Source organism: Deltaproteobacteria bacterium (assembly GCA_023382265.1).
GTDB lineage: Bacteria > JAMCPX01 > JAMCPX01 > JAMCPX01 > JAMCPX01 > JAMCPX01.
Map to the genome: position 1 here is coordinate 63,853 of JAMCPX010000017.1, position 16,031 is coordinate 79,883.

Below are 16,031 nucleotides of genomic sequence, written 5' to 3' on the forward strand. Positions count from 1 at the left end.
ATAAAATGAATACAGGAGTAAAAACAAGAATCTTATTAGCATCTTTTTTGCTGATAATAATAACTATTATAGGCTCGTGTGGTGGGGCAAAACCTGTACCAGGTGGAGATAAAAATATCATAGGCAATATAGATATATCTGATCAAAGTAATGCAACAATAATAACTATAGAAGGCAGCCTTCCTCCTGTTTATACAATATTTAAGATGACTAATCCGTTAAGGATAGCGGTTGACTTAACCAATGTAGATATTTCAGAGGTATCAAAGAAATTGGCGATAGACAATGGCGTAATAAATAAGATCACCGTAAACAAAGGTAAAGGCTCCAATAGTGGCAGAATCGAGATAGGGCTGGATAAGCTTGTAGATTATAACAGCTCTGTGCAGGGTAGTAATCTTATTATAAATGTCTCTAAAAAATCTACTTCATCAACAAATAATATGTTACCGGAACTTGGAGAACCTTCTGCAACAGGAATGGAGATGTCGCCGCAAACCCAGAGTACCCCGGGAACCCAGGAAGGTTTACAACCCATTCAGGGATTAGCAGAAACTGCTCCGTCTATTCAGCCGTTGAGTGGGCAGTCACAGTCATTAATTCCTTCCCCGGAGGAAGCGGGTACAATGTCTACTGCACCAGCTATTGAAGAGCAGCCGGTTGCTGTAGAATCTGTTACACAGACTGCACAGCCTCCAGCAGCGCAGCCGTTGGGAGAACAGCCTTTGCCAGAACAGCCGTCACTTATGCCTGAATCTCCTCAAACCACTGTAACACCTGCTGTACCTGTTGTTGAGGAGCCTCCTTCGCAGCAAGCATTACAGCAGCCTGTGGCGAGTAAGATAATTGATGTAAAGTATGGATCATCAGATGGGAAAACAGTTGTTAAACTTATAGGTAATGGTGTAATAGGTAATTATAACGCATTTCGTCTTAGTAACCCTCCAAGATTGGTTATTGATGTTCTGAATGTGGGTAGTCTATATCCTCAAAAAGAGGTGTCGGTAGGGACGAACGATGTTGAAAGAGTGAGGATTGGACAGTATCCCGATAAGGTCAGATATGTTTTTGATACACAAAGATCGCAATTTCCATCTTATGCAATAAATAAAAAAGGTAACGAGTTGGTTGTGTCTGTTGGTTCCGGGGTACAGGCAGAAGGTAAAGTTATTATCTCTCAACCCGAAAACCAGATTCCCGGGGCTCCGCCTCCTCAACAGATTTCTTCAGTTTCAAAATCTCCTGTCATGTTTTCACCGGCAGAACTTGGAATGAAAAAATATTATACAGGCAGAAAAATTTCTTTAGATTTTAAAGATGCGGATATCCAGGATATTTTAAGAATAATAGCAGAAGTTGCCAATAAAAACATTATTACAAGTGAAAATGTCCAGGGTAAAATTACAATTAGAATGATCAATGTACCGTGGGATCAAGCACTTGATATTATACTACAAACAAATAAGCTCGGTATGGTTCAGGTTGGGAATATTATTCGGATAGCCCCATTATCAGAACTAAGGAAGGAAGAAGAGGCTCAACTCGAATCTAAACAAAAACAGGAAAAACTTGAAGCGCTCGTTACAAGAATTATTCCCGTTAATTATGCAAAAGCTTCAGACTTGGCTGCACAGGTAAAAACCCTTCTAACTTCGAGAGGCAGTGTAAATATTGACACAAGGACCAATTCAATTATTGTTAAGGATGTCCCGAAGGTTGTGAGCGAATCTGAGCAGCTTGTTAAAGCTCTTGATCTTCAGACACCGGAGGTTCTTATTGAAGCGAGAATTGTTGAGGCTAATACGAATTTTTCAAGACAACTTGGAGTGCAATGGGGCGGTACTTACAACGCAAGTCCTGCTTATGGTAATGCAACAGGGCTTTCTTTCCCAAACACTATTGGTATTAGCGGACCAATCAATAAAGCGTCCTCAACCGGTGTGCCTAATCCTTTAACAGGCGGTGTAGGCTCGAGCGGTAGTAATTTTCTTGTAAATCTTCCTGCAGCAGTAGGTGTTGGTAGTGGCGGTGGTATAGGTATGACGTTTGGTAACCTCACGAATAGTTTCTTACTGGATCTACAATTAAGCGCTATGGAACAAACCGGTGAAGGTAAGATCATATCAAGCCCTAAGGTAACAACACTCGATAATACTCAGGCAAAGATTCAGCAAGGTTTATCAATACCATATCAGACAGTTTCTCAGATGGGTACGCAGACCCAATTTATAGATGCAGTGTTAAGTCTTGAAGTCACCCCACATATAACTGCCAATGGCAGCATTATAATGAAGATTCAGGTGGAGAATGATGCACCTAATACATCAATACTCAGCGCCGGCGGTGTCCCGAGTATATCAAAGAAAGAAGCTAATACGCAAGTTTTGGTAAAGAATGGAGAAACTACTGTGATTGGAGGGATCTATCAAATGTCGCGTTCAAAAACGGTATCGGGTGTCCCGTGGTTCTACAAAATCCCTATTATAGGTTGGTTATTTAAGAATACTTCATCAACAAATCAAACTACCGAACTGATAGTGTTTATTACACCGAGAATAGTTAATCAATAATGATTCGGTATTTTACTGGCGGGGAATCCCATGGTAAAGGGCTGATTGCCATAATTGATGGATTCCCTGCGGGTCTTTTTGTTGATGTTAATGAAATCAACTCACAACTATCCAAAAGACAAAGCGGTTATGGTAGAGGGAAAAGGATGTTAATCGAGGGAGATCGGATTATTCTTTTATCCGGCGTAAGAGGCGGGTATACGTTGGGATCACCCATATCACTGTACATAGAGAATAAGGACTTTATCAACTGGCAGGATATTATGGATCCAGATATAGCCTCAGAAAAAAAACTTGTTTCCCTTCCGAGACCAGGACATGCCGATCTATCCGGCGGGATCAAATATAACCATCACGATTTAAGGAATGTTCTTGAAAGGGCAAGTGCGAGGGAAACCGCTATCAGAACTTCGGTAGGAAGCCTTTCTAAATTATTATTAAAAGAACTTAATATAGAACTTTATAGCTTTGTTGTATCTATTGGTGACATAAATATAGATCAAGATATTCTTCCTCAAAAATCACTCGGCAGCAAATACCTTAAAAAGCTAAACAGGCTTATAGCAGCGGATCAACATATGTTATGGATGCCTGATACTAAGGCAAGTCTCAATGCTGTAAAAAAAATTGAAGGTGCGAAGAAGAACGGTGACACTCTTGGAGGTGTATTTGAAATCAGGGCAACAAATGTACCTCCCGGTATAGGCTCTTATGTGCAATGGGATAGAAAACTCGATGCAAGAATAGCGATGGCACTTATGAGTGTGCAGGCAATAAAAGCAGTAGAGGTGGGGGATGGTTTCAAAAATGCGTTTAAATATGGCTCGGATGTGCATGACGAGATTTTTTATAAAGGTAACTATGGATTTTTCAGAAAAACGGATCGGGCTGGCGGCATAGAGGGCGGAGTGACAAATGGTGAAGAGCTAATAGTGAGGGCTTACATGAAGCCTATATCTACACTCTATAAACCGCTTAAAAGTGTGGATGTTGTAACGAAGGAACCGGGCAATGCTGCTGTGGAAAGATCGGATATTTGCGCTGTGCCTGCTGCGTCTGTTGTAGGCGAGGCAGTGATTGCAATAGAATTGGCAAATGCGATAATGGAAAAATTTGGTGGAGATTCAATAATTGAACTAAAGAGAAACTATAAATCGTATCTATCTTATATGGAAAAATATTAATTATGTATGGAACACATTATATTGGTCGGAATGATGGGATCGGGCAAAACAACAATAGGAAATCTTGTAGCAAAAAAGAGCGGAAGGAATTTTATGGATACGGATACGATCATAGAACAAGAGGATGCTATGTCCATATCTGATATAATGGTTTTGCGGGGAGAGTCTTACTTCAGGGCATTAGAGAGGAGAATTATTTTATCTATTGGGGTAACGAAGCCGTTTGTCATATCAACCGGCGGCGGAGCTGTAATGGATTACGATATATTTAATTTTTTAAAGAAATTGGGTAAAGTCGTTTATCTTAAAGCAAGTCCGGAAACTCTTTACAGGCGTGTTGCCAACACCGAGAATAGACCGCTTCTCAGAAATGGGGATAGACTTTTGACTATACGGAAACTTTTACAAGAAAGAGAAGGGCGATATCTTGAATCGGACATTGTTATTGAAACGGATAACCGTTCTCATGATGAGATTGCGGATGAAATCATTAAAAAGGTTTTATGAATACCGATGTAATAAATGTAAAAATCAGCATGAACGATTGCGGCTATAAAATACTTATAACGGATGAATTAACGATTCATTCATTGATCGATTACATTAAGGAAATGGATTTCAGGAATTTAATCGTGCTGATTAATCTTGTGGTAAAACGCCTTTATATATCTACAATTGAATCTGCGTTAGATATCTTAAAACAAAAAAAGGATATAATACGTATTGAGTAAAATTATAGATTATGATAAAAAGGATATCGGAGGAATGATAAATCTGGTTTTACTTGAGAAGATAGATAAACTACGGGTTATGAAACTCGGGAAAAATGAATTTAAAAAAATATTAACGGAGGTTAGACTATGAAGTTTAGATTATTTTTTGAAACGATGCTAATTGGTTCAATAATTGCTATTATGGGTTGCGGTGCTAATCAAGCTCCGAATACTGCTGTGTTAAGCATTAATCCATCCAGTATTAGTGTACCATATCAACCCAATGAAAACCCGTCTCAGGATTACTGTATTATAACCACTGTATCAGGTCCATCGCAGGTACAGCAGCCTGGTGTTACACAGAGTAATACTAATTTATTGCCTATGAATGGTATACAGGTAAAATATGATTCTCCATACGCGTTAGGTGAAATGAACGGAGGGGTAGGATATCTGGGATTCCTTGATAAGGGTAATCCATCTCCGGCACCTTATTATAATACAACAAACAGTCAAGGTACAAGTCTTATATGTGTAATGCTTTGTATAACTAATCAATGCTCTACATCACCTATTGCATTTACAGGGACTGCCGAACCTCTTACATACACTACATATATTGAAGTGTCTTCCGGCAGTGCAACACCGGTACAGGTCAACATATCGGTAAATTAAATGCCAAACCATTTTTAGATGCATGATTATGAAAAGAATAAGAGAAAGGTCGGGAATAAAGGTGAAGATGCCGCGGTTGGTTTTTTGAAAGAGAATAAATATAAGATACTTGACAGAAACTATAGATCAAAATTCGGTGAAATCGATATAATAGCAGGTGATCAGAAGTATACGGTTTTTGTAGAGGTAAGAAGTAAAAATACAGAGTTTTATGGGAATGCTGAAGAATCTATTGTAAAAAAGAAGAAAAAGCGAATTACACTTACAGCAATGACTTACATTCAAAAGAATCACTTAGAGAATAGCCCTGTAAGGTTTGATGTGGTGGTAATAAATCCAGACAATTCCATAGAAATTATAAAAAATGCGTTTGATGCAGAATTCGGCTAAACTATTCATAGTCTCAACCCCGATAGGGAATCTTGAGGATATCACTATCAGAGCAATAAACATTCTTCGCAGTGTTGATATGATAGCATGTGAGGATACAAGGACATCGTCGATCCTTTTAAACAGGTATAATATTAAGTCGAGGCTTAAGAGCTTTCATAAATACTCAACAAAAGAACAGGCTTTGCATATCCTTAACGACATAAAGCAGGGTAAAAGTTTAGCATATATTACGGATGCGGGTACACCGGGTATCTCAGACCCGGGTGCCTATCTTGTGAAGCTTGCTTTTGAGAACGATATACAGGTTGTCCCGGTCCCAGGGACATCTGCAATTACCTGTGCAGCTTCGGTAAGCGGTATGACTGAGCATGGATTTATATTTCTTGGTTTTTTACCCGGACCTTCTTTAAAAAAGAAAAAGATTATTAATAAATTTATTAATCTTGGTTTACCGGTGGTGTTTTATGAATCTCCGCATAGATTGCTCAATACTGTAAGGGTAATAAATGATTTGAAAGCAGACTGCAAAATGTTTATATTTAAAGAATTGACAAAAATGCATGAACAGATTTTGTCGGGGACGCCGGAAGATATTATAAGCAAATATGGGAGTATGGATATAATCAAAGGAGAGTATACGATTATTGTAGAATGCGAGGGTTTAGGCAGCAAAAAAGACTTTTTAGAATATGATAAAAAGGGATTGCTTGAGATAGCCTCTTCATTAACAGGGCTCGATAAAAGAGAGATTTATAAAAGGTTGTTTAATAAATAATTATAATAGAAGGGTAAAACATGAATGATTTTGAGAGATTGACTACACTTGCGAAACACCGCAAACAGAATTTTGGCAGATCTGTAACGACCGAGATTTACAGGCCCGACAAGGACATACTTGCAGTTTCAAAGATGCATGACGATTACCATGACATTCATATAATAATACTCGTTGATGGTGAAAAGTTTACAATAAAAGATATAGCCGCGAGGATGGAGCGTATTCCATATCCAGTATGTGAGCTGTCTAATAATGGTGTAAAAAGACTCATAGGTTTAAACATATTTAAACGCGGTATTCTGAAAGATGTAAAAGAAAAATACCCGAGGGCGGAAGGATGCACACACATCTTTGAGATGCTTGAGTCGAGCTTCAGGGCGTTATTCGGTGCAATTTCTTCGTTTATAGGCGAACAGATCATTGGTGATGTACATCTGGAGCTTGAGGAATCGAGGCAGGTTGGTATTGCGAATCCTACTTTAAGAAATACGTGTATGGCATTTAGCGAAAAGGATGAAAAACCGGAATTGCTTGAGTTGACTATAAAGAAAATAAATTTTAAACAATAGGTAAACAGCGAGGGTGGCGGAACTGGTAGACGCGCTAGACTTAGGATCTAGTGGGATAACCGTAGGGGTTCAACTCCCCTCCCTCGCAATAAAATTAATGCAAAGGATTTGTTGATGAAGATTGTAAATGTAGAAACGGTTAGTGATGTAAGAAAGAGAATATCTGTGGTTATCCCAAAGGATATGACCGCGGATATGATAAAAAAAGAATTTGATAAATTTAGTAAAAAAGCCAGCATACCGGGATTTAGAAAAGGTAAAATACCAAAAGAAATAATTGAGGAAAGGTTTAAAAAAGATATTGAATATGAGACGGGTATTGAACTTATAGAGCATACCATTAATGATGCACTTAGGGAATCGAATATAAAGGCGGTAGGTTCTCCTGAAGTCGAAAAAATGAATTTTGAACCTGATGGAGATTTCTCATACATCGTAGTGATAGAAAACATACCTGAAATCACAAATATAGATTTCAAAGCTATAGAGCTTAAAAAACTTTCAGAGCCTGAAGTTACCGATGAACAGATGAATGCTGCATTGTCAGACCTTCATAAAAAATACGGTGTACTCACTCCGATTGAAGAGGTGAGACCATTACGTGATAAAGATTTTGCATCCGTAAAACTCATAGTATCGGATGAAAAAGGCAGGGTAAAAAAAGTTTACGATGACTTGCAGTGGGCACTCGATGAACGTCTTGATAAAACCATATATGAGCAAATGCCTGGTATGCTTGTTGGCGAAAAAAGAAAGGTTATCAACAAGGCGAAAAAAGAGATTTACAGTATAGAACTAAAAACAATTAAATATATCAAGTATCCACCAATAGATGATGAGTTTGCGAAAGCTGTTGGTAAATACAACTCTCTTGAAGAACTCAGGGAAGATATAAGAAAAAGGATTGAATACGACATCAAGACATTTAACAAGGTCATCTACCGTAATTTGATAGGAGAGGCTTTATTAAAGAAATATCCTGTAAATTTACCGCAATCTATTGTTAATGAGAAATTGAAAGAGATTGCTTCAAAGGATTCGGAACTCCAGAAATCATATCAAACAGGTGATGTAAAAGCAATAGAAGAGAGGTTTAAGGATCTTGAGAAGTTCGTAAGAAATGCTTTCGCAATAAATGTATTGTTTGAGGCAATTGAATCTCAGGAAAATATAGTCGTCAGTGAAGAGGAATTAAAAACAGCCATTGAAAACGTGGCAACACAAAACAATGATACCGCAGAAAACATTACCGAAAAATTAAAGAAAGATAATTCAATGGATTCTTTACGGCATCAGATAATAGATGACAAAATTCTTGAGTTGGTACTGCAACATGCTCAATTTAAGGCATAAAACTAAGTAAAAGCTAATCAAAATGCAGCTATTATAACGTCCACCGTACTGCACCGGATTTTATATGAAGGCGACATTTTTATCCCTTAGTTTTGTTATTCTCCAGGAATACCGGAACTAATTGTTTCATTTGCCTTACGGCTTTTTTGTCTGTCCTCATGATACAGTCTTCCCTATTGTATTTTATTTTTTAAACTGTTATAATATCATATAACTTCAATGCTGGAAGAATAATGTCATTTTATGAAATAATAAAAAAGGGGAGAGAATATGAAGACATTTAAAAACAAAAGAAAAACTATTTTATTTCTTACTGTCTCAAGCCTATTGATCGGATCGTTAGTTTTATCAGGGTGCGGAAGTAGTTCAAAAAGCTCGACATCTTCAAAACCAAATCCGCCGCAGAATCTTACTGCCAGCCCTTCTAATCAGCAGGTCTCACTAACATGGAATGCTTCATCCGGTGCAGCGAGTTACAGGGTATACGAGTCAACGACCTCAGGCGGCCCATACTCGGCGGTAGGGACAACCACAACAACGGGTTATACCGTAACCGGCTTAACGAACGGTATACCTTATTACTTTGTTGTAACAGCCGTTAATAGTGCTGGTGAGAGCGGAGATTCAAATCAGGCAAGTGCTACACCAACTTCAGCCCCAACACCACCGGCACCGCCAAACGGCTTAACTGCCAGCCCTTCTAATCAGCAGGTCTCACTAACATGGAATGCTTCATCCGGTGCAGCGAGTTACAGGGTATATGAGTCAACGACCTCAGGCGGCCCATACTCGGCGGTAGGGACAACCACAACAACGGGTTATACCGTAACCGGCTTAACGAACGGTATACCTTATTATTTTGTTGTAACAGCAGTAAACAGCATAGGTGAGAGCGCGTATTCTACTGAGGCAACTGCAACGCCATTTACCGGCATACCGCCTTCGCCTCCTTCAGGTGTTACGGCTAATGCAGGCAATGGACAGATAACGATTAGCTGGAATAGTGTTTCAGTCGCGACATCTTACAATATTTATTGGTCGACATCCTCGGGTGTAACCCCGGCAAACGGCACAAGGATCCCTAATGCAGTAAGTCCGTTTACTCAGACAGGGCTTACTAATAATACTACCTACTACTATATAGTTACAGCAGTAAATAGCTACGGTGAAAGTATAGCATCAGGTCAGGTAAGTGCTACACCGTGGGACAGCAACGATATTTCAGGTACAGTTACGTATTCAGGGTTAAAAAAGGGCAGGATATATATAAATGTTGATGATACCGGTGGCGGGAGTACGATCTATGGAACCAGCATTTCTCAAACAGGGTCTTTTACTATTCGCGGTGTGCCAAGTGGCAGCTATGTACTTAGCGCATGGTTAGATAATATAGGAACGGGAACGTTACATGCCTCTAATCCTACCGGAACTTCTACATCATTTTCAGTAAATTTCTCCAATGTCTCGGGTGTTTCCGTTCCCATTTCTGATCCGGGAACCATTACATTATCAGCGCCAAGTTTGATAGTTTATCCTGGTTCAGGAACAGCATTAACTTTATGGAATGCCTTAACCAATAGCAACGGCATTGAAGCCGCTGATTCGTATAATGTGTACTGGAGTACATCAAACACACCGTGTAGTACGACAGGGGGCGGCGTTACATCTGTGGTCGCAAATAGTATGGGTGCTTTTCTCCAAACCGGGCTTGCTAACGGTAGTACATACTATTACTCTGTCCAGGGGGTTGCAGGAGGTACTGGAGGTCCATGCTCTTCAACATTCCCCGTAACAGTTGCGGCTAATACCGGTGCTTATTCTGTTTCCGGGATTATCACATCCAATGTTACACTGACAGGTCCTTTATATGTAGCCATAGGGACCTTAGGCTCAAATGGTCCTCCTGTATTCTATGGGCTCGAAAGTATTAATTCCCCTTCAATGACACAGGCCTATAATATTGCAGGCATTACGAATGGAACCTATTATGTATATGTTATTGATGATATGAATAATGACGGTTCAATAGACATTGGAGATATTACAGAGGGCATATCCGGCAATGCCCAGCAGGTAACAGTAAACAATGCTGATGTGACACAGAACATTAATCTTACAGGTGCAAATGCGCTGGCTTCGGTCACAACACAGCATTATTCAGCAACAACATATAACGGCTATAACTTGGGCTCCAATATCCGTGGGGAAATGAAACTGCCGGTGGCAGTTACGCTGACAGCAGGACCGAATGTTGCAGTTCCGGTTGACATAGGCAATCCAGGAACTAATGGCAATAATGGAAGTTTCCTCGGGTCTTTTACTTTGTCAACAAACGTACCAAAGATAGGAGATACTTATTCATTTGCGGTAACATACACTGATACAACTACAGAAAATCTGAATGCCTCTGTTACAGGCGTATTGGACAGCTTTCCTACACCTACCTTTCCCACATCTTCAAATAATGGCGATGGCGTTACACAGCCGACATTTACATGGAATGCACCATTGTCGCCGCCAAGCCCGTACACTTATTATCTGTGGATAGGATCGATCGCTGGCGGTATGATCTGGTATGATACTCCATCAAACGGCTCGACTTCAGACCCGTATAACTCTAACAATAGTGCATCCCAGACCAGCTTGACCTCAGGAACCACTTATCTGTGGTTGATCGGAGTTAGAGACAGTTATGGCAACTCTGCTCAATATCAAACACAGTGGACACCATAAAGGACATAGGAAGGTTAACGTGATTAACAGGCAGCGGCAAAGCCGCTGCCTGTTTTTATATACCGGCAAATCCGGTAAAAAAAGAAACAAGCTCACCCAGTTAACTCATCAGAACTTATAAGATATCTCAAACCCTGTATCGACTATATAACCTTTGCTCTCATATCCTGGATAACCTGGGTTCTGGATGCCCGCTGTTAGCGGGTCAGCATCAACGGCTATGCTTTTGTACGTTTTTCTGTCGCCGAGTATAATGCCCTGCAAATGGACAGTATAGGTGAGAAACCCGTCATCATACGGCTGGACATAGCTTGCACCTGTTGAAATGACATTTTGTACATTATCAACATAGTTGGTACTCCTCATTTGAGGAGGTACAGGTGTCGGCTCGTAATAATAACCTCCCATAATGTGCCACGAAGAATTAAGCCTATAATTAACCCCTATCCTCGGTATATATATGTCATCAAACGCCTGGCCTGGATAGGTAACACCTGTTTTTGGATCAGTGTATGATTCATCTTGCGGCTTTACCCCATGATTGTCTACGTAACCTGACCATCCTACCCATGTAAGCTCGCCGTCTAATTCAAGATCATCTATGGGCTTATACATAACAGCTATAGATGCGTGCGCTGGTGTATAAAACAGTATCTGATTTATTGTTTGTGTGAATTGATTTGATATAAGCCCAGGGATATTGAACGATTGCGGCATATGAACATAAGCCGCTCCCACTATAGGGAAATCGTCTGCACTCATATATGATGCACCAACCTTGAAACGATCGGATGGGTTAAATAGAATACCGAGGTTTGCTACATAGGTATACTTCTGCGTATTAGCTATATTCATATACCATATTGACTGATTAAGCGGATTGGGAAAGTACTCATAAGAGTATGTCATTGACTTGATAAATAAGGATACGCCGCCGCCTATTGAGAGGTAGGGCAATATCTTGAGTGCAATCGTAGGCAGGATAATCTGTTGCTCTGTTGTATTTTCAAGAAACTCAAAATAAAGCTTATTTGTAAAAAACGCCTCACTTGCATCCGGGTAATGTGCATTCTGCTGCATGACATCCCCTAAAGGGGTATAAACACTAATACCCACGTACAAAAATTTTAGTCCGAAATTATGGGTAATTCCGGCAGAAAGCCCTTCTATATTCGTATCGTCTGTATTTTGAAGACCGGAGCCGAACGGCTTTGTATATAGGTGATCAAAGGCGATCAGGAATTGTGCACCCATTGATTCTTTTGTTTGTGTAATACCCGCTGGATTATAGTATGTTGCAGTCCAATCATCGGCAGAAGCAGCACGCGCATTACCCATTGCAATACCTTTTGAATCGACACCGAAAAGATCAAATACATCAGCATAGGCTAATGAACACGAAATTAAGAATATGATCACTAAGGGTACTATCTTTTTTATCATTGTATTTTCTCCTTTTTATAGCTTATTTGAATTACGCGTTATTATTTATGCTGTATACATCGGGGTTTTGTTTTAGTCTTTTCTGATAAGGACTGTATCCTTTGAACACTATTAAGTAAACTGCTATTGCCTCAATTGCCCCACCGATAAAATCGACGAGATAGTGCTGTTTTACAAAAAATATGGATGCCGAAATAAGCAGGGCTATTACCCAGAAGACCAAGCCGATCTTTTTGTTGTACCTATATAATATGAGTGCCACAAACAATGAGTTTGCCACATGCATGCTCGGAAACACATTAAACCCTGGATCCGTGTGATACACCATCGTAAGAAGTTTATCGCTGATTGAATTGCCCACTATTTCCGGCCGTATCATTTTTGTCGGATAGATAACAAATATGGCAAAGGATATCATGCCTTCCAAGAAGTATCCCAGTGCTATCCTCCGAAAGATACTCATATTATCTATGATAAAGATCGGGGTAAAACAGAAAATATAATACAAGATATATATCTATGCAAAGCCAGGTACAAAAGGTATTAAGAGATCCAGTCCTGTTCTTAATACATGAAATTGTACTCCACTTTTCCATAAAAGCTCATTGTGCCAATCGAGGTAATAAAAGCTTATGCTTAATACTGCAGCAATAAATACTGGAAGTAGAAACTTTTCGTATTTCAAATAAAAATCAATTATGGTTGTACGGAGATCTATGTCTTTTTCTATCGTATTATGTTTTATGTAATTCATGTTTATCTCCTTTCTTTTTTAATTGCTGTACCTGTTGCCGGTGTTTAATATAACCCGCATAATGTCTATAAGCCTGTTTTTTCAATTCAAAATGTTTTCTCCTTAAATTTCATATCGTCTATATATTAAGTAATCAATTACTTACAATTGTCAAGTCTTTTTATCGTTTTAGTTGAAATGATACATTTATATAGTTTAATAATCCCTGTGCAGCAGGCTTGTCGGACATAAGCCAATCAGCCCTTGAAGAAGGCATGTTACAATTTATTATTTTTTCTATTAGCGGTCTTGCCTTGTCAAACATACCTTCCCTGATGTAAATCTTAGCCATTAATACCATTGCCACGGTAAAATGAGAATCAACGGCCAAAGCCCTTCTGAGATAATTAAGTGCCTGAGAATTACTGCCTCCGACTATCCAAGGCAATTCATAATACAATGCGCCATACGCCACCAGGACCCATGGATCATACGGATTAAGCTTATATGCTTTGCCCATGTAATTTTCAAACTCTGGCAGCATAAACAAAGCATTCAGCACACCTTTAAGTTGACCGGCTTTACCTAAATTTACTGCATACCAGAAATATCCTTTCTCACCATCGGATTTTATTTTTATAGCTTTTTCTGCGGATATTTTCCCTGCTTCATAATCATTCAAGGCATCTGTACTTGTAAGCGTTGGATAATCACCCATTGTAGCGTAAGCTCTTGATTTCATCCAGCATGCATCATATATGATGTTAGAATCTCTATTTTCTTTGATAATCTGATTGAACATATCTATAGATTTTTTAAGATTCGCAATGTTCTTATCATAATTATTAAACATATTTTCCGCATCATAAAGCGTTATGGCACATACATTGCCGGCAAATAAAACGGTAAAGATTATTAGCCCCGTGAATACAGCAATAGTTTTCGTTTGCTTGTTCAAATCTTTATTTCCTCTTTTTTTATCCAAAAATTGCAATAGGGGAGTTTGCGATAAATCTAATATCTACGCGTTGTATACTATCACTAATTATATCAACTCCCCTATTCTTCAAATGCACTTTTAGGGGGTTAACCGGCCATTAACTTTTGCTGACACGGGATGCATACCTTTAATCCATTATAGATACGTCCGTATTTTTCCACGACCATATCCCCGCATTGTTCACACACGAATGATGCGAATGATTCTTCACCCTTTTCAACTGCATATTCAAAAATCGGGCTTATAATCATAAGCTGCTCATCAGCCTTATCCATTACCATCTCTATTAACGGTTCTACGACTTTAGCCGGTACTTTTGATGCCGGAATGCCTTTCTCTCTATAATTCTTAAAGAACTCTGTCTGCTTGGTTGCTAACTGCACCTCTGCCTTTGGCACAGCACGAACGGCCCTTTTACTCGCAACATCAACAAGCGTAATGCCAAACTTGCCGTATCCGAGCTGCTTTATGTTATCCTTACCAAAGGTACAACCGGTTATCACCTGTATCCCGTCTGCGAAGCAGTGGGAGCAATGTGCCTCTCCGAGCTCAACAAGCGCCAGGAGCTGGCCGTCGGTTGCACGCTCTACTCCCAATGCGTTCATTGCCGCTGCACCTACCCTCAGTCCGAGCGGCATGGCAGGACATTTGTGTCCATGAAGCTTAAAACCTGTTTCAAGATATTCTCTCGGTTTAATCATAATCATATTCTCCTTTTTTTAATTTTAGTCTTTTTATAATAAGCGGTTAACTCTGTATCGTTGAAAATTCTTTCTACTTTGCAATGTTATGATCCGTTGGCGGATAAAGATCGCCGGATTATGAACGTTCTCTTTTAGCGAGTATCAGTAAAACAATCATTTTTGGCCGAAACAACATAGTGCCTCCTTTTCTGTTCAACAGTGAAACCGTATTGTTTTATTTAAGTGGTAAATGGATAATTGTCTCTTCTTTTGTACGTTCCGAACACGGGATACAAACGATCTTGTTGTCCTTGTGCCTCAGATACCGTTCAAACACATACTCGCCGCAGATGTCGCATTTTCCCTTATTGAACGAGCTTTTTACGGGTTTGTATTTGAAATCAGGCAGCACCTTCACATTGAACAGCTCGTTATTGGTCGCATCAAGTACAACTTTTATCACATCATCAAGTACCTTTTCCGGTATATCAGAAGGCTCGACTCCCTGCTTGCGATATTTGAAAAACTCATGCGTTGACAGCTTGTCACTGAATTCGTTTTTCAATGCGATTCTTAAAGCGCCCTTTCTGGGATACCAGAAAATAGCTGCAATCTTTCCATAATTGAGCCTTTCTATCATTCCTTTCCCAAAGGTAGCTCCTGTCGCGGACATGATTCCATCCTGCATACATCCTTGCGAGTGTCCTATACCCATCTCGGAAAATACGTGCATCTCATGGTTTTTGCTTCTTCCAACTCCGAGTTTCTCCAATGCTAAAGACCCCATCCTGTATCCAATGGGCATAAAAGGACATTTATGCCCGTGAAAATCAAATGCATAGTTTGGTAAATGAAACATCTTTACGTTCCTCCTTTATGACTAAGTTATCAATTACTTACAATATGTCAAGCTTTTATTTCGCTGTATGCTTTATCATTCTTATATCACGATATAGTGATATATTAAGAACAATCCTGGACATGTCAAGCATACTCTGACAGAAAGTTATTTTGACCCGGTAAAATTACATAATAATCTGTATGTGCGTCACTAGCAGGCAAAATTTGTTTATTCGTCCTGTCAAGTCATGTAAAAATCTAACCGAAATAGGTATCATCTTGTCATCCAGAAATCTAATCATGGGGTTGGGTAATAAGCTCTCCTTTCTTGTTCTTGATATATACTTTCATACCAAAGATTTCA

General features: G+C 39.4%; 17 protein-coding genes and 1 tRNA gene. 12 read left to right on the forward strand and 6 right to left on the reverse strand.

Going from position 1 to position 16,031, the window contains the following annotated elements:
• Window positions 1-5 precede the first annotated feature (5 nt).
• From pilQ to M1381_03535, 12 genes are all read left to right on the forward strand, one after another.
• Window positions 6-2,570 carry a type IV pilus secretin PilQ gene (gene pilQ, locus M1381_03480; protein MCL4478149.1) on the forward strand — a complete coding sequence of 855 codons (2,565 nt, stop codon included), beginning with the start codon at window positions 6-8 and terminating at the stop codon, window positions 2,568-2,570.
• Entirely contained in the window at window positions 2,570-3,754 is a 1,185-nt protein-coding gene (aroC, locus tag M1381_03485; GenBank protein MCL4478150.1) for a chorismate synthase, read from the forward strand. Before pilQ ends, aroC begins: the two co-directional genes overlap by 1 nt.
• A gap of 6 nt (window positions 3,755-3,760) precedes the next feature.
• Window positions 3,761-4,261, forward strand: coding sequence for a shikimate kinase (locus M1381_03490; GenBank protein MCL4478151.1), 501 nt, complete (start codon window positions 3,761-3,763; stop codon window positions 4,259-4,261).
• Window positions 4,258-4,485 carry a hypothetical protein gene (locus tag M1381_03495; GenBank protein ID MCL4478152.1) on the forward strand — a complete coding sequence of 76 codons (228 nt, stop codon included), beginning with the start codon at window positions 4,258-4,260 and terminating at the stop codon, window positions 4,483-4,485. Before M1381_03490 ends, M1381_03495 begins: the two co-directional genes overlap by 4 nt.
• Complete coding sequence (locus M1381_03500) at window positions 4,478-4,618, forward strand: hypothetical protein (protein ID MCL4478153.1); 141 nt, start codon at window positions 4,478-4,480, stop codon at window positions 4,616-4,618. Before M1381_03495 ends, M1381_03500 begins: the two co-directional genes overlap by 8 nt.
• Window positions 4,615-5,142, forward strand: coding sequence for a hypothetical protein (locus tag M1381_03505; GenBank protein ID MCL4478154.1), 528 nt, complete (start codon window positions 4,615-4,617; stop codon window positions 5,140-5,142). Before M1381_03500 ends, M1381_03505 begins: the two co-directional genes overlap by 4 nt.
• Window positions 5,143-5,160: 18 nt before the next feature.
• Window positions 5,161-5,532: a YraN family protein gene (locus M1381_03510; GenBank protein ID MCL4478155.1), complete on the forward strand. Its 372-nt coding sequence runs from the start codon at window positions 5,161-5,163 to the stop codon at window positions 5,530-5,532.
• Window positions 5,516-6,310, forward strand: a complete 795-nt coding sequence (gene rsmI / locus M1381_03515) for a 16S rRNA (cytidine(1402)-2'-O)-methyltransferase (GenBank protein MCL4478156.1) — start codon at window positions 5,516-5,518, stop codon at window positions 6,308-6,310. The genes M1381_03510 and rsmI overlap by 17 nt, the downstream gene beginning before the upstream one ends.
• 20 nt (window positions 6,311-6,330) lie before the next feature.
• Window positions 6,331-6,882 carry a DUF2889 domain-containing protein gene (locus M1381_03520; protein ID MCL4478157.1) on the forward strand — a complete coding sequence of 184 codons (552 nt, stop codon included), beginning with the start codon at window positions 6,331-6,333 and terminating at the stop codon, window positions 6,880-6,882.
• A gap of 7 nt (window positions 6,883-6,889) precedes the next feature.
• Window positions 6,890-6,970 (forward strand) — tRNA-Leu (locus M1381_03525).
• A 26-nt stretch (window positions 6,971-6,996) separates the two neighbouring features.
• The gene (gene tig / locus M1381_03530) at window positions 6,997-8,235 is read left to right on the forward strand and encodes a trigger factor (protein ID MCL4478158.1); all 1,239 of its coding nucleotides are present in this window, start codon (window positions 6,997-6,999) and stop codon (window positions 8,233-8,235) included.
• Window positions 8,236-8,505: 270 nt separating this feature from the next.
• Window positions 8,506-10,968 carry a fibronectin type III domain-containing protein gene (locus tag M1381_03535; protein MCL4478159.1) on the forward strand — a complete coding sequence of 821 codons (2,463 nt, stop codon included), beginning with the start codon at window positions 8,506-8,508 and terminating at the stop codon, window positions 10,966-10,968.
• A gap of 108 nt (window positions 10,969-11,076) precedes the next feature.
• On the opposite strand, the gene M1381_03540 is transcribed toward M1381_03535, so the two are convergent.
• From M1381_03540 to M1381_03565, 6 genes are all read right to left on the reverse strand, one after another.
• Window positions 11,077-12,411, reverse strand: coding sequence for an outer membrane protein transport protein (locus tag M1381_03540; GenBank protein MCL4478160.1), 1,335 nt, complete (start codon window positions 12,409-12,411; stop codon window positions 11,077-11,079).
• A gap of 31 nt (window positions 12,412-12,442) precedes the next feature.
• Window positions 12,443-12,874: a phosphatase PAP2 family protein gene (locus M1381_03545; GenBank protein MCL4478161.1), complete on the reverse strand. Its 432-nt coding sequence runs from the start codon at window positions 12,872-12,874 to the stop codon at window positions 12,443-12,445.
• 54 nt (window positions 12,875-12,928) lie between these two features.
• Window positions 12,929-13,165, reverse strand: a complete 237-nt coding sequence (locus M1381_03550) for a hypothetical protein (GenBank protein ID MCL4478162.1) — start codon at window positions 13,163-13,165, stop codon at window positions 12,929-12,931.
• Between the two features lie 160 nt (window positions 13,166-13,325).
• A complete protein-coding gene (locus M1381_03555) occupies window positions 13,326-14,102 on the reverse strand; it encodes a tetratricopeptide repeat protein (protein MCL4478163.1) in 777 nt (258 codons plus the stop codon).
• A gap of 128 nt (window positions 14,103-14,230) precedes the next feature.
• The gene (locus M1381_03560; GenBank protein ID MCL4478164.1) at window positions 14,231-14,845 is read right to left on the reverse strand and encodes an FmdE family protein; all 615 of its coding nucleotides are present in this window, start codon (window positions 14,843-14,845) and stop codon (window positions 14,231-14,233) included.
• A 217-nt stretch (window positions 14,846-15,062) separates the two neighbouring features.
• Window positions 15,063-15,686 carry an FmdE family protein gene (locus M1381_03565; protein MCL4478165.1) on the reverse strand — a complete coding sequence of 208 codons (624 nt, stop codon included), beginning with the start codon at window positions 15,684-15,686 and terminating at the stop codon, window positions 15,063-15,065.
• Window positions 15,687-16,031 lie beyond the last annotated feature (345 nt).